This is a genomic window from Mesorhizobium sp. AR10, from assembly GCF_024746795.1.
GTDB lineage: Bacteria > Pseudomonadota > Alphaproteobacteria > Rhizobiales > Rhizobiaceae > Mesorhizobium.
Window position 1 is genome coordinate 458,462 of record NZ_CP080524.1, and the last position, 23,763, is coordinate 482,224.

Consider the following 23,763-nt stretch of genomic DNA (forward strand, 5'->3'; position numbering starts at 1 on the left):
ACACCCGGCATTGATCCTGCGGTGGAGATCAGAACCCGGCTTCGCCAACCGCGATGCTCAGTCGCGCACCAGACTCGGCAAGGGCGGCGGCAATGTCGCGCGGCGGCTGCTGGTCGGTGGCGAGTTCGGAGAAGCCGTCGAGGCCGCAGACCTGGACTAGTCCCTGGCGGCCAAATTTGCTGTGGTCGGTGATGACGAGCGAGCGCTGGCCGCGCGACAGCACCATGCGGGCGAATTCCGCCTCCTCCAGATTGTAGTCCATCAGGCCCGCGACAGCGTCGACGGCACCGATAGAGATGATCGCGTGGTTGACGGAAAAGCGGCTGACGAATTCGATGGCCGAAACGCCGAAGGCAGCACCGGAATCGCTGCGCAACTCACCGCCGGCCATATAGACCTTGTTGCCGTTGACGGTGGCCAGCGTTCGGGCGATGTCGGACGAATTGGTGACGACTGTAAGCCGCCGGTGGCCGAGCAGTTCGCGGGCGAGGAACGAGGTGGTGGTGCCGGTGTCGAGCATGACCGACTCGCCATCGCGGATGGTGGCGGCGACCATGCGGGCGATAATGCGCTTGGTGTCGGCATTCTCGCGCATCCGCCGCTCGAACGGCGGCTCGCCGGCCAGCGACGGCAGGCTGATGGCGCCATGCATCTTCAGGATCGAGCCGTCATTGCCGAGCGGCTTGACGTCACGACGCACGGTTTCCAGCGACACCCCTAGCCGGCCGGCCAGGCTGGCGATGCTGATCGTGCCTTCCTCCTTGAGGAGGCGCAGGATTTCGCCGTGCCGCTTGGAATGGATCATTGACGTTGCCCGGCCCGGATCTGTTGCACCATTGACCGCTTCTAGGGCAATTCGGCCACAGTTTACAATAATTCCTTAAGATTTCGGGCAGAAAGACAGAAAAAGCCACAAGTTTACGTTGACAAGCCGAGCCCCGCGGAGCGACATTATCTGTAGGCAGGCTCGGAACCGCCACGAAAGAGGGAAGGCTGAGCCGCACATGAATGTGATTGCCCAAACGTCTGAAAAATTGTCTGACGCAAGGGATTTTCGAATCCGCGGGGGCGGATGCCGGGGTCAAGAGTCCGGCCAAGGGGCTCGTCGGTGCGGTTAGGGCTTACAGACCCGGCGTCCGCACCGACGAGATTTTCATCGAACTCTCCACGACCGCGCGCCACCCTGGCGCCTTGTTTGAACACCTGCCACCAGGGATGAGCCCGTGACTGCCGAAGACCGCATCCGCGCCCTGCCCTGCTGGACCGGCAGCATCGATATCGCGCCTCTGCCGGGCGGCCTCAGCAACGCCAACTATCTGGTCAAGGACGCTGCCGGGCGGCATGTCGTCCGCTTTGGCCAGGACTTTCCGTTCCATCATGTCTTTCGCGAGCGCGAGGTGATGACGGCTCGAGCGGCAGAGGCGGCCGGCTTCGCGCCGGCCGTGCACTATTCCGAGCCTGGCATCCTGGTGACGGAGTTTCTCGGCGCCAGGACCTTCCTCGCCGAAGACGTGCGCGCCAATCTCGGCCGCGTGGCGGCGCTGCTGCGATCCTTCCATCGCGAGATGCCGAACCATGTCTCCGGCGCCGGCTTCATGTTCTGGGTGTTCCACGTCATTCGCGACTATGCCCGCACGCTGGAGGAGGGTGGCAGCCGCAAGCGAAGCGACTTGCCACATCTTCTGACGCTGGCGGACGAGCTCGAACGGGCGCAGAAGCTGCTACCGATCGTCTTCGGCCACAACGACCTTTTGCCGGCCAATATTCTCGATGACGGCAACCGGCTGTGGCTGATCGATTTTGAGTATGCCGGCTTCAACACGGCGATGTTCGATCTTGCCGGTGCGGCTTCCAATGCCGGGATGAGCGACGAGGAATCCTTCACCTTCCTGACCGCCTATTTCATGAAAGAGCCGGACGCGGCGATCCGCCGTTCGCACGCCGCCATGCAATGCGCCTCGCTGCTGCGCGAGGCGATGTGGAGCATGGTCTCGGAACTCTATCTCGACGCGCCGGGGATCGACTACGTCGCCTACACCGAAGAGAACCTGACGCGGCTCGATGCCGCGCTGGAAAGCTACCAAACGAAGTACGGAAGACTGAACCCATGAGCCTGCCCAGCCACGCCGGAATCGTCGTCATCGGCGGCGGCATCATCGGCTGTTCGACAGCCTACCACCTGGCGCGCGACCACAAGGCCGATGTCGTGCTGCTGGAACAGGGCAAGCTGACTTCGGGTTCGACCTGGCACGCGGCCGGGCTGGTCGGGCAGTTGCGCTCGTCGGCCTCGATCACCCGTGTGCTCAAATATTCGGTCGATCTCTACAAGGGCCTGGAAGCCGAAACCGGACTGGCCACCGGCTGGAAGATGACCGGGTGCCTTAGGCTCGCCACCAATGCCGACCGCTGGACCGAGTACAAAAGGCTGGCGACGACGGCAAAGAGCTTCGGCATGGACATGCAATTGCTGTCGCCCGCAGAGATCAAGAAAATGTGGCCGCTGCTGGAAACCGGCGACCTCGTCGGCGCCAGCTGGCTGCCGACCGACGGCCAGGCAAGTCCATCCGACATTACGCAGTCGCTGGCCAAGGGTGCGCGCATGCATGGCGCCAGATTGTATGAGGAGGTCCGCGTCACCGGCTTCGCCATGAAAGACGGCCGCATCACCGCGGTGAAGACCAACAAGGGCGATATCGCCTGCGACAAGGTGGTGAACTGTGCCGGACAATGGGCGCGGCAGGTCGGCGCGCTGGCCGGCATCAACGTGCCGCTGCAGCCGGTGAAGCATCAGTACATCATCACCGAGAGGATCGCCGGCCTGTCGACCGACGCGCCGACGATCCGCGATCCGGACCGCCGCACCTACTTCAAGGAGGAAGTCGGCGGGCTGGTGATGGGTGGCTACGAGCCAAACCCGCAGGCCTGGGCGACCAGTCTCCCCGGTGGCGACGTGCCCGATGACTGGGAGTTTCGGCTGTTCGACGATGACTACGATCATTTCGAGCAACATATGACCCAGGCGATCGCGCGGGTTCCGGCGCTTGAAACCGTCGGCGTCAAGCAGATGATCAACGGGCCGGAGAGTTTTACACCGGACGGCAATTTCATCCTCGGCGTGGCGCCGGAATGCGCCAATATGTTCGTCGGCGCCGGCTTCAATGCTTTCGGCATCGCGTCCGGCGGCGGCGCCGGCTGGGTGCTGGCCCAATGGGTGGTCGACGGCGAGGCGCCGCTCGACCTGTGGGTGGTCGATATCAGACGCTTCTCCAATCTGCACCGCGACCGGCAATGGGTCTGCGACCGGACGCTGGAAGCCTACGGCAAGCACTACACGATCGGTTTTCCGCATGAGGAGTACGCGACGGGACGACCTCGGATCGTCTCGCCGCTGTACGAACGGCTGCAGCAGCACCGCGCCGTGTTCGGCTCGAAGCTCGGCTGGGAGCGGCCGAACTGGTTCGCGCCAGAAGGTGTCGAACCAAAGGACGTCTATTCGATGGGCCGGCAGAACTGGTTTTCACCGGTCGGCGACGAGCATCGGCATGTGCGCGAAAAGGTCGGCATCTTCGACCAGTCGTCCTTCGCCAAATACGAATTGATGGGCACTGACGCGCTGAAGGCGCTGGACTGGATCTGTGCCAACGATGTCGCCAAGCCGGCCGGCCGGCTGACTTACACGCAGCTTCTCAACACGCGCGGCGGCATCGAGGCCGACCTGACAGTGGCTCGGTTGGCTGAGGAAAAATTCTATATCGTCACCGGCACCGGTTTCCGTACGCATGATTTTGCGTGGATCGCAGACCATGCCGGCAAGGATCTCGACGTGGCGCTCACCGATGTCACTGAGGATTTCGGCACGCTGTCACTGATGGGCCCCAGGGCACGCGATGTGCTGGCTGAGGTGACCGATGCGGATGTGTCGAATACCGGATTCCCGTTCGGCCATGTTCGGGAGATCGCAATAGCCGGCCACACAATTCGGGCGCTGCGCGTTACCTATGTCGGCGAACTCGGCTGGGAATTGCATGTGCCGATCGCCGCCGCTACGGGCGAGATTTTCGATGTGCTGATGGCGGCCGGCGAGAAGCATGGTATCCGCCCGGTCGGCTACCGGGCGCTGGAATCGCTGCGGCTGGAAAAGGGCTACCGCGCCTGGGGCTCCGACATCACGCCCAACGACACGCCGCAGGAGGCCGGCCTTGGTTGGGCAGCGAAGCTGCGCAAGAACACGGATTTCGTTGGCCGGCGGGCGCTTGAAACGGTCAATGGTGCGGCGCTGAAGAAACGCTTTGCCGGCTTCACGGTCGACGATCCGGAGATCGTGCTGGTCGGGCGCGAGACGATCCTGCGCAACAACGAGTCGGTCGGTTACCTGACCAGCGGCGGCTATGGCTACACGCTGGGCAAGAACATCGGTTACGGCTATGTGCGCAACGCCGACGGGGTGAGCGACGATTTCCTCGCCTCCGGCGACTACGAGCTGGTGGTGGCGATGGAGCGGACGCCGGCAAGGATCCATCTCAAGCCGCTTTACGACCCGGCGGGAGAAAAGGTGAAAGCCTAGATTCAGGTCACGCGCAGCGCGAGACCACGGCTGGGCACGGTGTCGGCTTCGCCCGGCATGGAGACGTAGGGCGGCGTCTCCTCGGCGCGGGTGACGACACCTTGCGCCTCGAGTTCGGCAATCCGCGCGGAAAAACCCGCATCCCACAGCGTGTTCTTGACCGTCAGCACAATCACTCCGCCCGGCTGGCAGATGCGGATCAGTTCGTCCAACCCGTCGACGCCGACATGGCCCGAGGTGAAAACACCCGCGGATACGATCCCGGCATAGGCATCATCGGCGAAGGGCAGCGGGCCGCCAAGCGCCAGGCGGTGAAGTGCTGAATAGACGCCCTTTCGCGACGCCTGGGCCAGCATGCCTTCCGAGATGTCGAGCGCCTCTACCTGGGGATAGCCGGTGATGGCAAGCCATTCGCCGATCAGCCCGGTGCCGGCTCCGGCATCGAGGAGAGGTGCGGCGCCGCGTGGCAGATGGCGGGAAAGCAAGGCGAGACAGATCGTCGGATGGCGATAGCCGGCCGCCGACATATCTGCGTCATAGGTGTCGGCCCAGCTGTCGTAAAGTGCTGCCACTTCCTCCGGCCGTTTCGCCGCATAGGCCGCACCGAGCGCGCCCGGATGTTTGCTGTCGGTCATCACTGCTTCGCCGCCAAACTCAAAATGCTACACCGTCTTTTGCGCGGCCAAAGAGGACGCGCGGCGCCGTAGTGAATCGCCTTCTATCAGATGATAGCCAAACGGCGAAAACTGTGGAACCGTCGTCGACGTAAATTAGGCGTGAAGGGGCGAAGCATGGGGGATAACGAGGTGCGCGCGGCGCTAGCGGGCATTCCGCTGCTGGCAGGCTACAACGGACCACTGGAGCGGCTCGGCGGCCTCACCAATCTCGTGTTCAAAGCCGGCGATTTCTGCCTGCGCATTCCCGGCAAAGGCACCGAGGAATATATCAACCGCGCCAACGAGGTGGTGGCGGCGCGCGAAACTGCAAAGGCTGGCGTCAGTCCCGAAGTGCTGCATGTCGACCCCAGGACCGGGGTGATGGTGACGCGCTTCATCGCTGGCGCCGAGACGATGTCGCCGGAGAAATTCAGGACACGGCCGGGCAGTCCGGCGCGCGCCGGCAAGGCCTTCCGCACGCTGCACAGCTCCGGCGCGGTTTTTCCCTTCCGCTTCGAGCTGTTTGCAATGATCGACGACTATCTGAAGGTACTGTCGACCAAGGATGTGGCGCTACCCGCCGGCTACCATGACGTGGTACGCGAGGCCGAGACGGTGCGCTCGGCACTTGCCGCCCATCCGCTTCCCCTCGTTGCCTGCCATTGCGATCCGCTGTGCGAGAACTTTCTCGATACCGGCGAGCGGATGTGGGTCGTCGACTGGGAATATTCGGGAATGAACGATCCGCTCTGGGACCTCGGTGACCTCAGCGTCGAAGGACAATTCGACACGGCGCAGGAGGACGAGATGATGCATGCCTATTTCAGCGGCGAGCCGAAACCGGCCGAGCGTGGCCGCGTCGTCATCTACAAAGCGATGTGCGATCTGTTGTGGACGCTGTGGGGACTGATCCAGCTTGCCAACAACAATCCGGTCGACGATTTCCGCGCCTATGCCGATGGGCGGTTTGCACGCTGCAAGGCGCTGATGGAAACGCCCGAGTTTTCACGGCACTTGGCGGCGGTGCGAAAGGGCTAGGTGCCAGAACTCCGGACCTTAAAGCGCGCGGCGCTTTAAGGTGTTTGTTTATGCATGTCGTTATCCCAAAACCGCTGCGCACTTTTGGGCAACATGCATTAGTTGACGCCCTTCGGCACGTTTTCGGGCGGTACCACGGTGTCGACCACCTTCTGGCGATGGAAGATGAACAGGCCCGCGAACACGACGATGGCCGAACCGATCAGGATGCGCGGGCCAGGCACGTCACCGAAGAAGGCCAGCCCGAAGACCACTGCCCACAAGAGCAGCGTGTAGTGCAGCGGCGCCAGCGTCGAGGCCGGCGCCAGCTTCAGCGCCCTGGTGATCATCAGATGCGCGCCGCAGGAGACGATGCCGAGCAGCAGCATGGCGCCGAAATCGAGTGCGGACGGCGTTTGCCAGGTGCCGATGGTCAGCACACCGCCGACGATCAGCGTGCCGATGGTCTGCCAGGTGACCAGATTGGTGTCGCTGGTGCCGCGCAGCCGGCGGTTGAGGATGATGGCGAAGGCGAAGGCGATGCTTCCGGCCAGTGCGAAACCCGACGACAGCGAAAACGCCGCCGACGAGGGCTTGAGCATGATCAACACGCCGCAGAAGCCGACCAGGATCGCCATCCAACGGCGCCAGCCGACCTTTTCGCCGAGCAGAAGATGCGACAGCGCGGCGACATAGATCGGCCCGGCCATGTAAAAGCTCATGACATCGGCGAGCGGCAGGTAGACAACGGCGGCGTAGAAAAGTGCAGTGTCGAGTGTCGTCATGACGACACGCAGGATCTGCAGTTCCAGCCGCTCCATGCGGAACAGCTTGGCCGTGCCTTGGTTGGCGATCATCGGGCCGAGCACGAAAAAAGCACCGACCGAGCGGATCAGCACGACCTGGCCGACGGAAAAGCTGGCGACCAGCCACTTGCCCATGGCGTCGTTTAGCGCAAACAGGAAATCGCCAGCCAGCATCAGCAGAATGCCAGCCACCAGCACGTTCCTGATCGTCGAATTCTGGGCTAGTGGCTGCGCCATGCCGGTATCGGGTCCTCGGAGGCCGGTTGTCAGCGGCGTCGTAGACGCAAGCAACCGCTTTGACGAGCGGAAAGCGAGAAACCGGCCAGACCAGCACCGGGAATCGGATGGGCCTACACCAAGATCGCCTTTGAGCGGTTCCCGGGTGGACCGGCGTTATCTGGCTTAGCTTGGCTGCGGCCGAATGATGATCGGGCGATAGATAATCGGCCCGTCCCAGGGATCGAAAGCCTGAACATTTCTCAATGCCGCGCGTCGTTCGATATCTATGCGCTGCAGGCACTCGGCGAAGGCGTCATTCTTCTTGACGAAGCCGTAGGACAGGCATTTCGCCTCGTCGGCAGCGCGGCGGTCCTCCGGCGTCATTGTCGTACAGCCTGCACTGATTGCCGCCAGCGCGAGCGCGATTGCTGTCCTGCGCCACATGACCTTCCTCCTCAAAAAGTGGAGGCATATTGTATACTTATTTTTACCGGACGACACGTCACGCTTTGATGCAGGCGGGGCGTCCTATTGGGCCTGAGGGGACGGGCGGTGCCTGCGGTTCACCAAGCCCGGCCTTCCCGCAATCGACAGCCGCGTTTCCTGTTTGGTTCGCTCAGCCACAACCTTGCCCCTGGCGATGACGCACAGCCGCTCGGCACGCAGGCGCAAGGCTTCGACCGGATTTCCGGCGTCGAGGATGACGAGGCTGGCCCGCTTGCCGACCGCCAGGCCGAGATGATCGAGGCCCATGATGGCGGCGTTGACATTGGTTACCATGTCGAAACAGCGCCCCATGTCGGCCGGGCTCGACATCTGAGCGACGTGAAGGCCCATGAAGGCAACGTCGAGCATGTCGGCGGTGCCCAGGGAATACCACGGGTCGAGCACGCAATCCTGGCCCCAGCCGACGCGGATGCCGTGGGCTTGCATCTCCTTGACCCGCGTCAGGCCGCGGCGCTTGGGAAACGTATCGTGGCGGCCCTGCAGCATGATGTTGATCAGCGGATTGGGGATCGCCGAGACGCCGGCCTCGGCTATCAGCGGCAACAGCTTGGAGACGTAGTAATCGTCCATCGAATGCATCGAGCTGAGATGCGAGCCGGCCACTCTGCCCTGCAAGCCGAGGCGCTGCGTTTCATAGGCAAGCTGCTCGATGTGGCGCGACAGCGGATCGTCGGTCTCGTCGCAATGCAGGTCGACCATCAGGCCGCGTTTTGCGGCGATTTCGCACAGTTCGGTCACCGAACGCGTGCCATCGGCCATGGTGCGTTCGAAATGCGGGATGCCGCCGACGATGTCGACGCCCAGGTCAAGCGCGCGAAGCGTGTTCTGGCACGCCGTCGGCGAACGATAAAACCCGTCCTGCGGGAAGGCGACCAGCTGCAGGTCGATATAGGGCGCGACCGTTTTCTTGACGTCGAGCAAGGCTTCGACAGCCAGCAACCGGTCGTCGCAGACATCGACATGGGTGCGGATGGCGAGCAGGCCCATCGACACCGCCCAGTCGCAATAGGCAAGCGCGCGGTCACGCACCGCCTCGTGCGTCAAAAGCGGCTTCAACTCGCCCCATAGCGAAATGCCCTCGAGCAGCGTGCCCGACGCGTTGATGCGCGGAATGCCGTAGGAGAGCGTGGCGTCCATATGGAAATGCGGATCGACGAAGGGCGGTGAGACCAGATTGCCATGCGCATCGATCGCCGTGCCGGCGGTAACGTTCAGTTCGGGTCCGATCGCCGCGATCGTTTCGCCGATGATGCCAATGTCGGCGATGGTGCCGTCAGGGAGCGTGCCGCCGCGCACAACAAGGTCGAAATTCATCTGTCGTCATCCCTTTTTCAGAATCACAAAGCCATGGTGGCGCAAAAGACAGGTTGCCGCAGCCGTTTCTTTCAGCCGGGGTGAAAGGTTCCATCCGGGTGCAACTGGCTCTATAAGCCGCCTTTCGTCCTATGCGGCGAATTCGGAATTCGCGCTGGTGTGGAGCGGCGTGGCGAGCGGATTTCGGGATGATGCGCAGCAAACCATGGAAATCCAGTGTGGATTTGGATTTGAAGTTCCTGAAACGTGACGAACGCTCGACGGAAAACCTGCGCCTCGTCGTGAGGCTGCTCCGCGAATCGTTCCGCAAACACATGTTCGGCTACGGCATCGCCATCCTGTCGATGCTGGTGATAGCCGGCATGACGGCGGCCAGCGCCTGGATCATGCGCGACATCACCAATGAGTTCATGATCTCGAGAGACGTCAAGCGAATCTATCTGATCGCTGCCGCTGTCGCCGCCATCTTCATCATCAAGGGCCTCGCCACCTTCGTCCAGGCCTATTTCCTCAGCCGGGTCGGCAACAGCATCATCGCCGAGCGCCAGCGCAAGATCTATGACCGGATCCTGGCGCAAGGTATCGAATTCTACCATTCGACCTCCTCGTCAGACCTGATCACCCGCATGACCAACAACGCGCAGGCGGCGCGTAACGTACTTGATCTTATCGTTACGTCATTTGTGCGCGATCTGGTTTCACTGATCGGCCTGCTGCTGGTGATGGTTGTCCAGCAACCGGCGCTGTCGCTGGTTTCCTTCATCGTCGGGCCGATCGCGATCTACAGCGTCAACCGCATCCTCAAGCGGATCCGCAAGATCACCGAAATGGAGTTCCGTTCCATCGCACAGATCGTGCAAGTGATGCAGGAAACGACGATCGGCGTGCGCGTCGTCAAATCCTTCAATCTGGAGGATTCGATGCGCAAGCGTATGTACAGCGCCGTTTCCGATGTCGAGAGCCGTGCCAACAGCATCGCGACGCTGGAAGCCGGCACCAGCCCGATCATGGAAACTCTGGCCGGGCTGGCGATCGCAGGCGTGATCCTGGTCAGCGGCGTTCTCGTCGTGCAGGGCGGCCAGACGCCGGGCGGCATCATGGCCTTCATCACCGCACTCTTGCTTGCCTATGAACCGGCGAAGCGCCTTGCACGCGTTCGCATCTCTCTGGAAACCGGCATGGTTGGAGTGCGCATGATGTTCCAGCTGGCCGACCGACCGCTGACGCTGGCCGAAAAGCCCGATGCCAAGCCGCTCAAGGCGGGGCCGGGCGAGATCAGGTTCGACGATGTGAGCTTTGCCTATCAGGACGGCAAACCTGTGCTGGATCGGTTCGACCTGACCTTCGTGCCCGGCAAGATGACGGCGCTGGTCGGGCCTTCGGGCAGCGGCAAATCGACCATGCTCAACCTGATCATGCGCATGTACGATCCGCAAAGCGGCAAGGTGCTGTTCGATGGCCAGGACATTGCCCAGGGCACCCTCGCCTCGCTGCGGGAAAAGATCGCCTATGTCAGCCAGGACACCTTCCTGTTTGTCGGCACGGTGATGCACAACATCCGCCTTGGGCGGCAGGATGCGACCGACGAAGAGGTGATCGCCGCTGCCAAGGCCGCCAACGCGCATGAATTCATCTCTGCCATGGCGAAAGGCTATGACACGGAAGTGGGCGAGAACGGCGCCCTGCTTTCAGGCGGCCAGCGCCAGCGGATTTCGATCGCCCGCGCCATGCTGCGCAATGCGGAGATCCTGCTGCTGGACGAGGCAACCAGCGCGCTGGACGCTGAATCGGAAGCGCTGTTCCGCGATGCGCTGCAGCAGCTGACGGTGGGACGCACGACCATCGTCATCGCGCACCGGCTGTCGACCGTGCATCAGGCCGACACGATCGTCGTCCTGGAAGCCGGCAAGGTGGTGGAAAGCGGCCCACACAAAACCCTGCTCAAGCAGGGCGGGCTCTACCAGAAGCTTTACGAATACCAGTTGATGCCGTGAGAGATCGGCGCGGAAGGCAGCGACACGCCGCCGTCCGCATCGGATCGATGTTCACTCCGGGACGTGCCTGACCGCGCCCTTTGCCGCGCTGGTCGCCATCGTGGCATAGGCACGCAACGCCGTCGTCACCTTGCGCTTGCGCTTTTCCTCGGGCTTCCAGGCTGCGGCTCCCTTGGCCTCCATCGCCGCGCGCCGCGCGGCCAGTTCGACCTCGGCGACGGCAAGGCGGATGCTGCGGTTCGGGATATCGATCTCGATCGTATCGCCTTCCTGCACCAGTCCGATCAGCCCGCCTTCCGCCGCTTCCGGAGAAGCATGGCCGATCGACAGGCCCGACGTGCCGCCGGAGAAGCGGCCGTCGGTGACCAGAGCGCAGGCTTTGCCGAGGCCCTTCGACTTCAGATAGCTGGTCGGATAGAGCATTTCCTGCATGCCGGGGCCGCCGCGCGGTCCCTCATAGCGGATGACGACGACATCGCCGGCCTTGATTTCGTTCCCCAGGATCGCCTTGACGCTGGCGTCTTGGCTTTCGAACACCCGGGCCGGGCCGGTGAATTTCAGGATCGATTCATCGACGCCCGCTGTCTTCACGATGCAGCCGTCGATCGCCAGATTGCCTTTCAGCACGGCGAGGCCGCCGTCCTTGGAAAAGGGATGTTCCACCGAGCGGATAACGCCCTTCTCGCGGTCGAGATCGAGCTCGTCCCAGCGGCGGTCCTGGCTGAAGGCGACTTGCGTCGGCACGCCGCCGGGTGCAGCCAGGAAGAAATCGCGGACGCTCTGGCTGGAGGTGCGGGAAATATCCCAATGATCGAGCGCTTCGCCGAGCGTTGATGTATGCACGGTCGGCAAGTCGCGGTTGATCAGCCCGGCATTGTCGAGCTGACCCAGGATGGCCATGATGCCGCCGGCGCGATGAACGTCTTCCATGTGCACATCCGCTTTGGCGGGGGCAACCTTGCACAGAACCGGAACCCTGCGTGACAGCGCGTCGATGTCATCCTGGTCGAAGTTGATCTCGCCCTCATGGGCGGCGGCCAGGATATGCAGCACGGTGTTGGTCGAGCCGCCCATAGCGATGTCGAGCGTCATGGCGTTCTCGAAGGCGCCCTTCGAGGCGATGTTGCGCGGCAGCGCGGTCTCGTCGTCCTGTTCGTAATACCGCTGGGCGAGATCGACGATCAGATGGCCGGCCTCGACGAAGAGGCGCTTGCGGTCGGCATGGGTGGCCAACGTCGAGCCGTTGCCGGGCAGCGAGAGGCCGAGCGCTTCGGTCAGGCAGTTCATCGAATTGGCGGTGAACATGCCCGAGCAGGAGCCGCAGGTCGGGCAGGCCGAGCGTTCGATGATCTTGACGTCCTCGTCGGAGATCTTGTCGTCGGCGGCGGCGACCATGGCATCGACCAGATCTAGCGCCTGCGTCTTGCCGGCGAGCACCACCTTGCCGGCTTCCATCGGCCCGCCGGACACGAAAACGGTCGGGATGTTGAGGCGCAGCGACGCCATCAGCATGCCGGGCGTGATCTTGTCGCAATTGGAGATGCAGACCATGGCGTCGGCGCAATGGGCGTTGACCATGTATTCGACCGAGTCGGCGATCAGCTCGCGCGACGGCAGCGAATAGAGCATGCCGTCATGGCCCATGGCGATGCCGTCATCGACGGCGATGGTGTTGAACTCCTTGGCGACGCCGCCGGCCTTTTCGATTTCGCGCGCGACCAACTGGCCAAGGTCCTTGAGGTGGACATGGCCCGGCACGAACTGGGTGAAGGAATTGACCACGGCGATGATCGGCTTGCCGAAATCCGAATCCTTCATGCCGGTGGCGCGCCAGAGACCGCGGGCGCCGGCCATGTTTCGGCCATGGGTGGTGGTGCGGGAGCGATAGGCGGGCATGCGACTTTCCTTGCTGGCTGGCCGCGCCCGGGCTGGCGGCACGGCGGCGCTGAATTCGGATCGCAGGCGTTATAGACGCCGAAGCCTGGTCTGGCCACAATTTTGCGGTGCGCCAGATTTTCCAAAGAAAATTGGGTGGCGCTGTCGGATCGTGCCCGGCGCGGACGTCCTTGGGCAAGCGGAGGGGATCAAGGCACCAATTGCCGCGCCAGCCGCTTCTTAGTGGACGAACACGTAAAACCAGCCCGAGGAGCATGACATGCAAAAGATCACCACCTGCCTGTGGTTCGATGGCCAGGCCGAGGAGGCGATGAACCACTACGTCTCCATCTTCAAGAATTCGAAGGTATTGAGCGTTTTGCGTTGGCCCAAGGGTCACGCCGATGAGGGCAAAGTGCTGGTGACCACGTTCGAACTCGACGGGGTGCCGTTCCAGGCGCTCAATGGCGGCCCGCAATTCAAGTTCAACGAGGCGATGTCACAGTCGATCGACTGCAAGACGCAGGAAGAGGTCGACTATTTCTGGGAGAAGCTCACCGAGGGCGGCGAGCCCGGCGTCTGCAGCTGGCTGAAAGACAAGTTCGGCGTCTCCTGGCAGGTCGTGCCGGAGCAGTTGCCGAGGCTGCTTCTGGATCCGGACAGGGCCAAGGCCGGCCGTGTGATGTCGGCGATGATGCAGATGGGCAAGATCGACATCGCCAAGATCGAGGAAGCGGCGAAGGGGTGAGAAGCGGTCCGTGCAGCGGACGAAAAGCCAATTGCTTGGCTTTTCGAGCTTCGAACGCCCTGAGCTTGCGAAGGGCCGGGCAGCCATTGAGGTCGGCGCCGCCCCTCATCCGCCCTTCGGGCACCTTCTCCCCGTGAACGGGGAGAAGGAAAGGCGCCTCAAGCCGCTCTGTCGCGGACCTGATAGTCCTTGATCGCCGCAAACTGAATCGCCTTCCAGCGCTCGGCTTCGTAGTTGAGCGAGAAGGCGTGCTGGGCCAGGAACACCGGGTCGTTGTCGAGGTCGCGGGCAATGTCGCCGCGATGCGCCTCGATGAAGCGGTGAACCTCGGCCTTGTCGTCGGCCGAGATCCAGCGGCAGACGGAAAAGCGTGACATCTCGAAATCGACCGGCAGCGTGTATTCGAAGTTCAGCCGCTCCTTCAACACGTCGAGTTGCAGGGCGCCAACGACGCCGACGATGGCCGGTGAGCCGTCCTCCGGCGAGAACAATTGCACGACGCCTTCCTCGGCCATCTGGTGCAGCGCTTCCTTCAGCTTCTTGGCCTTCATTGCGTCGCCCAGGCGGACGCGGCGCAGGATTTCCGGCGCGAAGTTGGGCACGCCACGGAACAAGATTTCCTCGCCCTCCGTCAGCGTGTCGCCGATGCGCAGCGTGCCGTGGTTGGGGATGCCGACGACATCGCCGGCAAAGGCCTCGTCGGCGGTGACGCGGGTGCGGGCAAAGAAGAATTGCGGCGCCGACAGCGACATCGGCTTTCCCGTGCGCACCAGCTTGGCCTTCATGCCGCGCTCCAGCTTGCCGGAGCAGACACGGACGAAGGCGATGCGGTCGCGATGGTTGGGATCCATGTTGGCCTGGATCTTGAAAACGAACGAGGTCATCTTGTCCTCGGTCGCTTGGACCTTGCGGGTGTCCGCCTCCTGGGCACGCGGCGGCGGCCCATAGGCGCCGAGCGCTTCGATCAGGTCGCGCACACCGTAGTTGCGTAGCGCCGAACCGAAATAGACCGGCGTCAGATGGCCCTCGCGGAAGGCGTCAATGTCGAGTGGGCGGCAGGCTTCGCGCGCCAGCTCCAGTTCCTCGATGAAGGCCTCGCGCTCGTTTTCCGGCAGCAGGCCGGCGACGCGGTTGGAGTCAGGTCCGTTGACCGGCGTACGTTCTTTCTCCGCATCGCCCTTGCGCACGGCGTTCAGCGCCAGGTGATAGGTGCCGGAAAAGGTCTTGCCACGGCCGATCGGCCAGGTGATCGGCGCGGTATCCAGTGCCAGCTTCTGCTCGATCTCGTCGAGGATTTCGAACGGATCTCGGCTTTCGCGGTCCATCTTGTTGATGAAAGTGATGATCGGGATGTCGCGCAGCCGGCAGACCTCGAACAGTTTCAGCGTGCGCGGCTCGATGCCCTTGGCGGCATCGATGACCATGACGGCAGAGTCCACAGCCGACAGCGTGCGATAGGTGTCGTCAGCGAAATCCTCGTGGCCGGGCGTGTCGAGCAGGTTGAAGACATTGTCCTCATATTCGAAGGTCATCACCGAGGTGACGACGGAAATGCCGCGCTCGCGCTCGATCTTCATCCAGTCGGACCGGGTCTGGATGCGGTCCTTCTTGGCCTTGACCTCGCCGGCAAGCTGGATGGCGCCGCCGAACAGCAGCAGCTTTTCGGTGAGCGTCGTCTTGCCGGCGTCGGGGTGCGCGATGATCGCGAAGGTGCGGCGGCGCGCCACCGCCTGCGTGATGTCTTCAGCCAATTTGTGGAATCCCATGTGGTGCGCGGGCTTCTAGCAGCGCTTTTCCGGCCTGTCGAACAGTTTTGGCCGGATAGGCCTTGCCAGGTATTGAGATTGGCCCGCCGCAATGGCATCAAAAAATGCCAATTCGGCAGAGGTCAGCATGAGCAAGCAAGTCATCGTCATCGGCGCCGGCATCATCGGCGCCTCGATCGCCTGGAATCTGACCAGGGCCGGGGCGCGGGTCACTGTGATTGCCGACAGTGGTGTCGGCGGCGTCGCCACGCCGAATACCTTTGCCTGGATCAACGCCAGCTGGGGCAATCCCGAACCGTATTTCCGGCTGCGCATCCGCGCCATGGCCGAATGGACGCGGCTGGCGAAAGACCTGCCCGGCATTTCGCTCGCCTGGTGCGGCGGCTTGTACTGGGACCTGCCGGCGGCTGAACTGGAGGCCTATGCCGCAGAACATTCCGCTTGGGGCTACGGCATCAGCCAAGTCGACAGCGTGCAAGCCGCGCGCATCGAGCCCAACCTGGTCGAGCTTCCCGTTTTCGCCCTGCATGTCGCCGAGGAAGGCGTCGCCGAGCCGGTCGCTGTCACACGGGCGCTGCTGGCCGATGCCGAACGGCATGGCGCCCGGATCCTGGCCGGCGCGGTTGTCACAGCATTGGTGGAAAGCAACAGCCGGGTTACCGGCGTCGACACGTCAGGCGGATTGTTCGCCGCCGATGAGGTGGTGATCGCGGCCGGCGTCGGTTCGCCGGACATTGCCGCGACCGCAGGGATAAAACTGCAGCTCGAGACGCCGCCCGGCCTGATCGTTCATTCGCGCCCCCACGAGAAGTTGCTCAATGGCTTGGTGCTGGCCGAGCGGCTGCATATGCGCCAGACGGCGGAGGGTCGCATCATCGCCGGCTCGGATTTCGGCGGCGCCGATCCGGGCGCGGATGCCGCAGCCACTGCTCGCGACGTGTTTGCGGCAATGAAGGCCATGTTGCGTGGGGCCGACGGACTGAAACTCGATTTCCATACGGTCGGCTATCGGCCGACACCCATCGACGGCTTTCCGATCATCGGACGGGCTGAGGGCGTGAACGGCGTTTATGTCGCGGTTATGCATTCAGGCATCACGCTGGCGCCCGCCGTCGGCCTGTTCGCCACCCGGGAAATTCTGGACGGCGCGCGCGATCCGCTGCTTACACCATACGGCCTGGAGCGGTTCGCTCAATAATCGGGCGGACGGCGAAAGCCGCCGGTCAGCGGCGTCACAGCCTGGGCGATGCCAAGCAGCCGCGACTCCGACCAGCGCTTGCCGACCAGCTGCAGGCCGATGGGCAAGCCGTCGCCGTCCTGCCCGCATGGCATCGAAAGCGCCGGGTGGCCACCGTAGTTGAACACCGCGCCATAGGCCGGCAGCATCCAGTAGCTCTGCTCCTTGCCATCGACCGCTATCGACGTTCCCGGTTCGCAAACCGGGAAAGCCGTGGTCATGGCGACCGGACACAGCAAGGCATCGCAAGTTTCGAAGAACCGGTCCCAGGCGAGGATGGACCGGTCGCGGCGAGCGAGCGCTTCGAACCAGCTGGAGATCGGCGTCGGCTGCTCCGGTGGTTCGAGCTGTGCGGCCTCCAGCATCATGCCGATCAGTGCGCCGCCCTCGGCCAGATCGTCATGCAGGTCGAGCTTCGGCAGGTTTGCTTCCCCGACGGTTGCGCCAGCGGACTGAAGCTGCTTTGCCAGCTTTTCGACGGCGGCGCTGATCTCGACAGCCACCGGAAAACCCGGAAAGAACGGTGCAAAAGCGATGCGCAGCGTCTTGAGGTCAAGCGCCGGCATGTCTTCGACCGGCACAGCCGCAAGGTCGGTGTCGCCTGCATCCGGACCGGCGATAATCTTGTAGACCAGTGAAAGGTCTTCCACGCTGCGCGCCAGAGGGCCGAGGCAAGACATCAGCCGCACGCTGCGCGCAGAAACTCCCGGATCGGGAAAGGCGCCGGCCAGCGAGATACGATGCTCGGTCGGCTTGAGGCCGTAGACGCCACAGAAAGCGGCCGGCAGCCGGATCGAATCCTGCATGTCGGTGCCAATTTCGAACGGCGTCATCCCGGCGCAAAGTGCTGCCGCCGCGCCGCCGCTGGAGCCGCCCGCCGTGCGCCGGAGATCCCACGGATTGCTGGTGCGGCCGAACAGCGGATTGTCCGATTGCCAGTCGCCCAGCATCGTCGCCACATTGGTCTTACCGATCAGAATGCCGCCTGCGGCTTTCAACCGTGCAACGACCGGGCTGTCTACCTTTGCCACATAGTCGGCAAAGGGTGGGAAGCCAACCGTGGTCTTCATGCCTGCGGTCTCGTGCGTGTCCTTCAGCGTGAACGGCACGCCATGCAGCGGCCCGAGAGCGTCGCCACGCGCTTGCGCCGCATCGGCCTTTCTTGCGCGGTCACGAGCCCCTTCCCTGTCGAGCATAACGACAGCGTTGATCGCTTTGTTATGGTTGTCGATCTGCGCCAGATGCGCGTCCAGCGCTTCCACAGCAGAAATTTTGCGGTCGCGGATCGCGGCCGCCAGTTCGGTGGTGGAGGAAAAGACGATATCCATGGCAAATGCTCCGGCTTGCTGGCCGCGCGCTCGTCACCAAGATGGCGGATTGCGGCGCGGCTTCAAGCCAAGTTCAGCATTCACGGACCAGCGGCGCTTGATCGGGATTGCGCTTCAGCCGGCCAGCGCCAGCTTTGCCGCGGCAGGCACGAAGGGGCGAATGGTCATGCCGTCGCCGGTGATGGTGACGAAGCTTGATGGCGGGATCGCCTGCCAGTAGCCGCCGTCGCGATCGAAGGGCTCGGAAACGATGCAGCGGCCGACGCCCCTACCAAAGGTGGAGGTGTAGAGCGTTGGTGCCTGGTTGTCGCTGGCGTAGCGGACTGCATAGAGCGATTGGCCGTCAGAGAAGGCGGCGGTGAGTTTCAAAGCCGGCTCAAGACCGGCGCGACGCGAGGCATCGACGACACGACTGGTGGCGCGAGATACCGCGCCTTGCGGATCTTCGGACAGTCCCTCGTCGATCATCAGCAGGAAGAAGAGTTCGGAATCGGTGGTGCCCTCGCGTTGGTCGAAGACCGCGTCGGAGAGCGAGTTTTCCAGCGCGCGGCGGATCTTCTCGAAACCGCCGATCTGGCCGTTGTGCATGAACGACCAGCGGCCGGAGATGAAAGGATGGCAGTTCATGCGGCTGGTGGCGCCGCCTGTCGACGCCCGCACATGGGCGAGAAACAGGCCGGATTTGATCTGCCGGCACAGGCTCTTCAGATTGGGATCGGACCAGGCTGGCAGGATATCACGGTAAAGACCGGGCTCGGGCCGGTCGCCATACCAGGCAAGACCAAAACCGTCGCCATTGGTCGGCGATTTCGCTTCCTGGGCGCAGTGGCTCTGGGCGATCAGCGAATGGCAGGGCGCGGTGACGATGTCTTCGAGGAAGACCGCTTCGCCGAGATAGGCCGCCCACCGGCACATCGTTCTATCGTCCTCTGTTGTGCGTCCGCTCGTAGAGTTCGCGAACGATTCGACTTGCCGTAGAGTCGAACAAAAACGGCAAGAAAGCGTGAATGAGCGCAGCGCCAGCCGCCATGAACAGTCGCGACGAGAACCACGCGGCGAACGCCATATGGCCGAAATAGCTCTCGCCCACCGCAGCCGGGTGTGAGGTGAAAAGTCTTGCAAGCCGTGCCGTCATGTCGATCCCTCCTGTCGGGCATGAGGACCCGATGGTGAGTATCCTGGCATGGACTTCTGGTTCATGCGTCTCAAATTATCCTTGTATTGGGCCAATTATTGGGACAACCATCCCACATGTCAGTGGAAATCGATGAAATCGACCGTAGATTGCTGGCCGAACTGCAACGCGACGGCACGCTGTCGGTCGACCAATTGTCGGAAAAGGTATCGCTGTCGCGCAACGCCTGCTGGCGGCGGGTTAAGCGGCTGGAGGAAGACGGCATCATCACCAGCCGGGTGGCGCTGGTCGATGCCGACAAGCTTGGGCTCGGGCTTTCGGTGTTCATCCTGATCCGCACCTCCAATCACGATCCGGACTGGCTGCAGAAATTCCGGGCAGCGGTGACCGGGTTTTCCGAGATCACCGGGGTCTACCGCATGTCCGGCGACCTCGACTATGTGCTGCGCGCCCGCGTCGCCGACGTAAAGGCCTATGACCGGCTCTACCAGCGGCTGATCGCCAAGGTGGCACTGTCAGACGTCTCCGCTTCCTTCGTCATGGAAGAGATCAAGGAGACGACGGTGGTTCCCGTGGAACTGCGCTAGGTGTGTGTTCAGGTTCGGGTGGTGTCGGCCTGATCTGGATCTGAACACACCTGAGGTCACAGTGATGCCCGAAAGAAAGCCGTTGATAGCGTTGCGGGCGAGTTGACCGAATCGCCGTTCGCGCCGATAGGATCGATTTTATGCGCGCAGCCTTCCAAACCTCCTCCGTCATCGGCCCCTCCGTCGGCTTCGTCAGGTTGCCGCATGGCGAGGGCTTGCCGCTTCCAGCCTATGAAAGCACCGGCGCCGCCGGCATGGATCTGCGGGCTGCCGTGCCGGATGACCGGCCGCTGCTGATCCTGCCCGGAAAGCGCGCACTGGTGCCGACCGGGCTGATCCTGGAAATTCCGGAGGGCATGGAAGGCCAGGTGCGGCCGCGCTCGGGTCTCGCCTTCAAGCATGGCCTTACTTGCCTCAACACGCCTGGCACTATCGACAGCGACTATCGCGGCGAGGTGAAGGTGCTGTTGATCAATCTCGGTGACGAGGATTTCGCGGTGACCCGCGGCATGCGCATCGCCCAGATCGTCTTCGCTTCCGTGGTGCAGGCAACGGTCGAGGAGCGGACATTGGCCGGCGGCACGACACGTGGCTCCGGCGGATTCGGATCGACCGGCACGGCCTGATGGCTGAAACAATGCCCCTACCCAAACTGGTTATCTTCGATTGTGACGGGATCCTGGTCGACACCGAGAACCTGGCCAATCGACGCCTTGCCGAGTGGCTGACCGCTGCCGGCTATCCCACAAGCTTCGAATATTGCCGTAAGCATTTCTCCGGCCGCAGCATGGCGTCGGTGCAGAAAGAAATAGAAGAGAAGACCGATGTAAGGCTTGGCGCCGATTTCGTCGATCGCTGGAACGCCGGCCTGCCGGACCTGTTCGCGCATGGCGTGGAAGCCGTCCCTCACGTCCGGGAATTCGTCGAAGCGGTGCGGGCGGCCGGCATCGCCTATTGCGTCGCCACGTCGGCGCGGGTGTCGAAGATGCACATCACCCTCGGTCAGACCGGGCTGCTGCCGTTGTTCGAGCATGCGCTGTTCAGCTCGACCATGGTCTCGCGCGGCAAGCCGTTTCCTGACCTGTTCCTGCATGCGGCAGCGACAATGGGTTTCGCAGCAGCCGATTGCATCGTCATCGAGGACAGCGTCGCCGGGACGCAAGCGGGCATCGCCGCCGGCATGCGGGTGTTTTCCTATCATGGCGATCCATATTCCGACCGCGACGGGCTGGTCGAAGCCGGCGGCATATTGTTCGACGACATGCGCGAACTGGCCGGACTGGTGCCGATCCACTGATCTGATTTTCAGGCAGGCTGCAACACACCAATCGTCCGTGCTAGCTTGCGCGCGCCTGCCAGCCTGAGCCCACGCGGGCGCGCTGGACAAATTGGCAGGAGAGAACGCCAACCGCTTCTGAGCCAACCGCATTCGTTTGCCCGTCGCAAATCGGCACGATAGAATCCGCCTCACAGCTCCGCGCATGAAGGGAAGCATCCATGGACAAGGGCAAGATCTTTCGCGACCTGCACGCTTCGACCTTCGTCATGCCCAATCCCTGGGATGTCGGCACAACCAAGCTTCTCGCCTCCTTCGGATTCAAGGCGCTGGCAACGACAAGTGCGGGCTTTGCCTTTTCGCGGGGCCTGCCCGATGGCGCGGTGACATTCGAGGCGATGATCCACCATTGCCGCGACGTGACGGCGGCGACCAGCCTGCCGGTTTCGGCCGATCTCGAGAAAGGCAAGGGCGACAGTCCGACAAGTGCCGCCGAGACCATTTTCGCCGCCGAAGCGGCTGGCCTTGCCGGCTGTTCGATCGAGGACCACACCGGCGACCCGGACAAGCCGATCTACGATTTTTCGCATGCCGTCGAGCGCGTCGCCGCGGCAGTCGAGGCGGCCCGCGCCTTGAAGCATGATTTCGTCTTCACCGCGCGGGCCGAGAATTTCCTGTGGGGCAAGCCCGACATCGACGACACGATCAAGCGGCTGCAGGCGTTCGAGAAAGCCGGCGCCGACGTGCTCTACGCGCCAGGCCTCGGCGACGTCGAGACAGTGCGCACAATCTGTTCGGCGGTGAGCAAGCCGGTCAATGTCATGGCAAAACCCGGCTTCACCATGGCCGAGCTTGCCATGGCCGGGGTCAAGCGCGTCTCGCTCGGGCCCTGGCTCGCCAATTTCGCCTTCGGCATGCTGGAGACGGCGGCGCGCGAGATCCAGCAGGACGGAACCTTCGGCTTCACCCGCGCCGCCATGCCGTTCGGCAAGCTGCAAGCGCTGTTTTCCACACCCAACCCATGACGCTCACCGTCGTCGACATGCATACAGGCGGCGAGCCGCTCAGGATCGTCACCGGCGGCTATCCCAGGATCCCCAAAGGCACGATCCTGGAAAAGCGCGCCTATGTGCGCGACCATCTCGATCATCTGCGCAAAATCCTGATCTTCGAGCCGCGCGGCCATTACGACATGTATGGCGCGCTGCTGGTGGAGCCTGACCTTCCCGGCGCCGACCTCGCGGTGCTGTTCATGCACAATGAGGGCTATTCGACCATGTGCGGCCACGCCATCATCGCGCTCGGCCGCTACGCCGTCGACGAGGAGCTGGTGGCCCGGCAGGAGCCGGTGACGACCGTCAACCTCGAGGCGCCCTGCGGACTGATCGTTGCTTCGGTGGAGGTGCGGGACGGCAAGGCCGGCTCGGTATCATTCGAAAGCGTGCCGGCCTTCCTGTTCGCCCGCGACCAGAAAATCGAGCTGCCAGGCTTCGGGCCGGTCGGCTTCGACATCGCCTATGGCGGCGCCTTCTACGCGCTGGCCGACTGCCGCCAATTCGGATTGGAATTCGGCCGCGACCGTGTGCGCGATTTCGTCGATGCGGCCACAGTGCTGACCGGGAAACTCAAGGCGGAATTCCCGCTGGCGCATCCCGACCATGCCGATCTCGCCTTTCTCTACGGCACCATCCTGACTGACGGCCAGGATGCGTTTTCCGGCGATGCGACGAAAAACATTTGCGTTTTCGCCGATGCCGAGGTCGACCGCTCGCCGACCGGTTCCGGCGTCACTGCGCGGCTGGCGGCAATGCATGCCAAAAGCGAGATCGAAATCGGCCAGACACGGGTGTTCGAGAGCATCGCGGGCTCGCGCTTTTCCGGCGCCGTGGCGCGGACGGCCAAAGCCGGCCGGCATGACGCGATCATCGCCCGCGTCGGCGGCCGCGCCTATTATTCCGGGCGAACCGAATTCATCATCGAACCCGACGACGATCTCGGACGCGGATTTCTGCTGCGCTAGCTGCGCCGATATTCAGGTCGAGCCGCTTCCCGCGCGGATATCGCCTTGTGCAGATGCACCATCATGGCGGCGGCAAACAGCGGTGTCAGCAGATTGAGCAGCGGCACGGCGAGGAAGGCAGCAATGACCAGTCCGGCGAGAAACACGGTGCCCGCATATTTTCTGCGCAAGTCCCGGGCGTCAGCCTCCGGGCGAAAGCGCATGGCGGCGAATTCGAAGAATTCTCGCCCGAGCAGGTAGCCGTTGACGATGAAGAAGGCGGCGATGTTGATGCCCGGCACCAGCAGAAGCAGCAAGGCTATGATGTTGCCCAGGATGACGACGCCGAAGAATTTTATCGACAGCACCAGCGAGCGCAGCGCCGGCATGGCGCGACCGGGCGGGTCCCTGGGATAGTCGGTGCGCTCGACCGCCTCGGCGACATCGTCGAGGAACAGGCCGGCGATGATTGCCGTCACCGGCGCGATAAGCAGCGCCAGACCGAACGCAAGAGCGATGGCGGCGATGATGCCGCCCAGCCATCCGGCCCAGGACGGCATGCCAGGGATCAGCGTCTCAACCCACGGCAAGGCCAGCCATTCCACCACGCTGGTCAGGCTGAACCACAACGCCACCAGCGCCAGCAGGGTCAGCCCCAGCGTCTTCAGGAACACTGAGCGCAATTCCGGTGAAAACAGCCGGCTTGCGGCGGCGCGGGCAGCGCTTGGGATCACA

At 63.1% G+C, this 23,763-nt stretch carries 22 protein-coding genes; 11 read left to right on the forward strand and 11 right to left on the reverse strand.

The window, feature by feature from the left end:
- Window positions 1-28 precede the first annotated feature (28 nt).
- Window positions 29-805 carry a DeoR/GlpR family DNA-binding transcription regulator gene (locus tag LHFGNBLO_RS05625; RefSeq protein ID WP_258605049.1) on the reverse strand — a complete coding sequence of 259 codons (777 nt, stop codon included), beginning with the start codon at window positions 803-805 and terminating at the stop codon, window positions 29-31.
- Window positions 806-1,223: 418 nt separating this feature from the next.
- On the opposite strand from LHFGNBLO_RS05625, the gene LHFGNBLO_RS05630 reads away from it, so the two are divergent.
- Both LHFGNBLO_RS05630 and LHFGNBLO_RS05635 read left to right on the forward strand, forming a co-directional pair.
- On the forward strand, window positions 1,224-2,111 hold the full coding sequence (locus tag LHFGNBLO_RS05630) for a phosphotransferase family protein (RefSeq protein WP_258605050.1): 888 nt from the start codon (window positions 1,224-1,226) through the stop codon (window positions 2,109-2,111).
- Complete coding sequence (locus tag LHFGNBLO_RS05635) at window positions 2,108-4,564, forward strand: GcvT family protein (protein WP_258605051.1); 2,457 nt, start codon at window positions 2,108-2,110, stop codon at window positions 4,562-4,564. Before LHFGNBLO_RS05630 ends, LHFGNBLO_RS05635 begins: the two co-directional genes overlap by 4 nt.
- Window positions 4,565-4,566: 2 nt before the next feature.
- Here the strand turns inward: LHFGNBLO_RS05635 and LHFGNBLO_RS05640 are convergent, their stop codons facing one another.
- Window positions 4,567-5,199 (reverse strand): class I SAM-dependent DNA methyltransferase, encoded by a 633-nt coding sequence (locus LHFGNBLO_RS05640; RefSeq protein ID WP_258605052.1) that lies wholly within the window; start codon window positions 5,197-5,199, stop codon window positions 4,567-4,569.
- Window positions 5,200-5,355: 156 nt separating this feature from the next.
- On the opposite strand from LHFGNBLO_RS05640, the gene LHFGNBLO_RS05645 reads away from it, so the two are divergent.
- Window positions 5,356-6,258, forward strand: coding sequence for a phosphotransferase family protein (locus LHFGNBLO_RS05645; protein WP_258605053.1), 903 nt, complete (start codon window positions 5,356-5,358; stop codon window positions 6,256-6,258).
- A gap of 98 nt (window positions 6,259-6,356) precedes the next feature.
- Here LHFGNBLO_RS05645 and LHFGNBLO_RS05650 read toward each other — a convergent pair whose 3' ends face one another.
- From LHFGNBLO_RS05650 to LHFGNBLO_RS05660, 3 genes are all read right to left on the reverse strand, one after another.
- On the reverse strand, window positions 6,357-7,280 hold the full coding sequence (locus LHFGNBLO_RS05650) for a DMT family transporter (protein WP_258605054.1): 924 nt from the start codon (window positions 7,278-7,280) through the stop codon (window positions 6,357-6,359).
- Between the two features lie 165 nt (window positions 7,281-7,445).
- Window positions 7,446-7,706, reverse strand: coding sequence for a hypothetical protein (locus tag LHFGNBLO_RS05655; RefSeq protein WP_258605056.1), 261 nt, complete (start codon window positions 7,704-7,706; stop codon window positions 7,446-7,448).
- Window positions 7,707-7,790: 84 nt separating this feature from the next.
- Entirely contained in the window at window positions 7,791-9,083 is a 1,293-nt protein-coding gene (locus LHFGNBLO_RS05660) for an amidohydrolase family protein (RefSeq protein ID WP_258605058.1), read from the reverse strand.
- Window positions 9,084-9,322: 239 nt separating this feature from the next.
- Here LHFGNBLO_RS05660 and LHFGNBLO_RS05665 point away from each other — a divergent pair, with 239 nt between their 5' ends.
- Entirely contained in the window at window positions 9,323-11,077 is a 1,755-nt protein-coding gene (locus LHFGNBLO_RS05665; protein ID WP_258609597.1) for an ABC transporter ATP-binding protein, read from the forward strand.
- A 51-nt stretch (window positions 11,078-11,128) separates the two neighbouring features.
- Here the strand turns inward: LHFGNBLO_RS05665 and ilvD are convergent, their stop codons facing one another.
- Window positions 11,129-12,973, reverse strand: coding sequence for a dihydroxy-acid dehydratase (gene ilvD, locus LHFGNBLO_RS05670; RefSeq protein WP_258605059.1), 1,845 nt, complete (start codon window positions 12,971-12,973; stop codon window positions 11,129-11,131).
- A gap of 259 nt (window positions 12,974-13,232) precedes the next feature.
- Between ilvD and LHFGNBLO_RS05675 the strand changes: the two genes are divergently transcribed.
- Window positions 13,233-13,700, forward strand: a complete 468-nt coding sequence (locus tag LHFGNBLO_RS05675; RefSeq protein ID WP_258605060.1) for a VOC family protein — start codon at window positions 13,233-13,235, stop codon at window positions 13,698-13,700.
- Between the two features lie 158 nt (window positions 13,701-13,858).
- Here LHFGNBLO_RS05675 and LHFGNBLO_RS05680 read toward each other — a convergent pair whose 3' ends face one another.
- On the reverse strand, window positions 13,859-15,451 hold the full coding sequence (locus LHFGNBLO_RS05680; protein ID WP_258605061.1) for a peptide chain release factor 3: 1,593 nt from the start codon (window positions 15,449-15,451) through the stop codon (window positions 13,859-13,861).
- A 142-nt stretch (window positions 15,452-15,593) separates the two neighbouring features.
- On the opposite strand from LHFGNBLO_RS05680, the gene LHFGNBLO_RS05685 reads away from it, so the two are divergent.
- Window positions 15,594-16,664 carry an NAD(P)/FAD-dependent oxidoreductase gene (locus LHFGNBLO_RS05685; RefSeq protein ID WP_258605062.1) on the forward strand — a complete coding sequence of 357 codons (1,071 nt, stop codon included), beginning with the start codon at window positions 15,594-15,596 and terminating at the stop codon, window positions 16,662-16,664.
- Here the strand turns inward: LHFGNBLO_RS05685 and LHFGNBLO_RS05690 are convergent.
- The 3 genes from LHFGNBLO_RS05690 to LHFGNBLO_RS05700 all read right to left on the reverse strand — a co-directional run bounded on the left by LHFGNBLO_RS05690 (window position 16,658) and on the right by LHFGNBLO_RS05700 (window position 19,166).
- Complete coding sequence (locus tag LHFGNBLO_RS05690) at window positions 16,658-18,031, reverse strand: amidase (protein WP_258605063.1); 1,374 nt, start codon at window positions 18,029-18,031, stop codon at window positions 16,658-16,660. The genes LHFGNBLO_RS05685 and LHFGNBLO_RS05690 overlap by 7 nt on opposite strands.
- A 114-nt stretch (window positions 18,032-18,145) precedes the next feature.
- Window positions 18,146-18,946, reverse strand: a complete 801-nt coding sequence (locus tag LHFGNBLO_RS05695; RefSeq protein WP_258605064.1) for a class II glutamine amidotransferase — start codon at window positions 18,944-18,946, stop codon at window positions 18,146-18,148.
- Between the two features lie 4 nt (window positions 18,947-18,950).
- Window positions 18,951-19,166 carry a DUF6356 family protein gene (locus LHFGNBLO_RS05700; RefSeq protein ID WP_258605065.1) on the reverse strand — a complete coding sequence of 72 codons (216 nt, stop codon included), beginning with the start codon at window positions 19,164-19,166 and terminating at the stop codon, window positions 18,951-18,953.
- A gap of 116 nt (window positions 19,167-19,282) precedes the next feature.
- Here LHFGNBLO_RS05700 and LHFGNBLO_RS05705 point away from each other — a divergent pair, with 116 nt between their 5' ends.
- From LHFGNBLO_RS05705 to LHFGNBLO_RS05725, 5 genes are all read left to right on the forward strand, one after another.
- The gene (locus tag LHFGNBLO_RS05705; protein ID WP_258605066.1) at window positions 19,283-19,753 is read left to right on the forward strand and encodes an Lrp/AsnC family transcriptional regulator; all 471 of its coding nucleotides are present in this window, start codon (window positions 19,283-19,285) and stop codon (window positions 19,751-19,753) included.
- Window positions 19,754-19,893: 140 nt separating this feature from the next.
- Entirely contained in the window at window positions 19,894-20,379 is a 486-nt protein-coding gene (gene dut, locus LHFGNBLO_RS05710) for a dUTP diphosphatase (RefSeq protein WP_258605068.1), read from the forward strand.
- Window positions 20,380-20,390: 11 nt separating this feature from the next.
- Window positions 20,391-21,050, forward strand: coding sequence for an HAD family hydrolase (locus tag LHFGNBLO_RS05715; protein WP_258609598.1), 660 nt, complete (start codon window positions 20,391-20,393; stop codon window positions 21,048-21,050).
- A 200-nt stretch (window positions 21,051-21,250) separates the two neighbouring features.
- Window positions 21,251-22,054: an isocitrate lyase/PEP mutase family protein gene (locus tag LHFGNBLO_RS05720; protein ID WP_258605070.1), complete on the forward strand. Its 804-nt coding sequence runs from the start codon at window positions 21,251-21,253 to the stop codon at window positions 22,052-22,054.
- Window positions 22,051-23,049, forward strand: coding sequence for a proline racemase family protein (locus tag LHFGNBLO_RS05725; RefSeq protein ID WP_258605072.1), 999 nt, complete (start codon window positions 22,051-22,053; stop codon window positions 23,047-23,049). The genes LHFGNBLO_RS05720 and LHFGNBLO_RS05725 overlap by 4 nt, the downstream gene beginning before the upstream one ends.
- On the opposite strand, the gene LHFGNBLO_RS05730 is transcribed toward LHFGNBLO_RS05725, so the two are convergent.
- Window positions 23,046-23,762, reverse strand: a complete 717-nt coding sequence (locus LHFGNBLO_RS05730) for a sulfate transporter family protein (RefSeq protein ID WP_258605073.1) — start codon at window positions 23,760-23,762, stop codon at window positions 23,046-23,048. The genes LHFGNBLO_RS05725 and LHFGNBLO_RS05730 overlap by 4 nt on opposite strands.
- Window position 23,763 lies beyond the last annotated feature (1 nt).

Coding starts and splice junctions, on each gene's coding strand:
- LHFGNBLO_RS05695 (WP_258605064.1), bottom strand. CDS start 18,946: ATGTGCCGGTGGGCGGCCTATCTCGGCGAAGCGGTCTTCCTCGAAGAC.
- LHFGNBLO_RS05725 (WP_258605072.1), top strand. CDS start 22,051: ATGACGCTCACCGTCGTCGACATGCATACAGGCGGCGAGCCGCTCAGG.
- LHFGNBLO_RS05625 (WP_258605049.1), bottom strand. CDS start 805: ATGATCCATTCCAAGCGGCACGGCGAAATCCTGCGCCTCCTCAAGGAG.
- LHFGNBLO_RS05640 (WP_258605052.1), bottom strand. CDS start 5,199: ATGACCGACAGCAAACATCCGGGCGCGCTCGGTGCGGCCTATGCGGCG.
- LHFGNBLO_RS05660 (WP_258605058.1), bottom strand. CDS start 9,083: ATGAATTTCGACCTTGTTGTGCGCGGCGGCACGCTCCCTGACGGCACC.
- LHFGNBLO_RS05635 (WP_258605051.1), top strand. CDS start 2,108: ATGAGCCTGCCCAGCCACGCCGGAATCGTCGTCATCGGCGGCGGCATC.
- LHFGNBLO_RS05655 (WP_258605056.1), bottom strand. CDS start 7,706: ATGTGGCGCAGGACAGCAATCGCGCTCGCGCTGGCGGCAATCAGTGCA.
- LHFGNBLO_RS05700 (WP_258605065.1), bottom strand. CDS start 19,166: ATGACGGCACGGCTTGCAAGACTTTTCACCTCACACCCGGCTGCGGTG.
- LHFGNBLO_RS05720 (WP_258605070.1), top strand. CDS start 21,251: ATGGACAAGGGCAAGATCTTTCGCGACCTGCACGCTTCGACCTTCGTC.
- dut (WP_258605068.1), top strand. CDS start 19,894: ATGCGCGCAGCCTTCCAAACCTCCTCCGTCATCGGCCCCTCCGTCGGC.
- LHFGNBLO_RS05645 (WP_258605053.1), top strand. CDS start 5,356: ATGGGGGATAACGAGGTGCGCGCGGCGCTAGCGGGCATTCCGCTGCTG.
- LHFGNBLO_RS05690 (WP_258605063.1), bottom strand. CDS start 18,031: ATGGATATCGTCTTTTCCTCCACCACCGAACTGGCGGCCGCGATCCGC.
- LHFGNBLO_RS05705 (WP_258605066.1), top strand. CDS start 19,283: ATGTCAGTGGAAATCGATGAAATCGACCGTAGATTGCTGGCCGAACTG.
- ilvD (WP_258605059.1), bottom strand. CDS start 12,973: ATGCCCGCCTATCGCTCCCGCACCACCACCCATGGCCGAAACATGGCC.
- LHFGNBLO_RS05650 (WP_258605054.1), bottom strand. CDS start 7,280: ATGGCGCAGCCACTAGCCCAGAATTCGACGATCAGGAACGTGCTGGTG.
- LHFGNBLO_RS05675 (WP_258605060.1), top strand. CDS start 13,233: ATGCAAAAGATCACCACCTGCCTGTGGTTCGATGGCCAGGCCGAGGAG.
- LHFGNBLO_RS05685 (WP_258605062.1), top strand. CDS start 15,594: ATGAGCAAGCAAGTCATCGTCATCGGCGCCGGCATCATCGGCGCCTCG.
- LHFGNBLO_RS05715 (WP_258609598.1), top strand. CDS start 20,391: ATGCCCCTACCCAAACTGGTTATCTTCGATTGTGACGGGATCCTGGTC.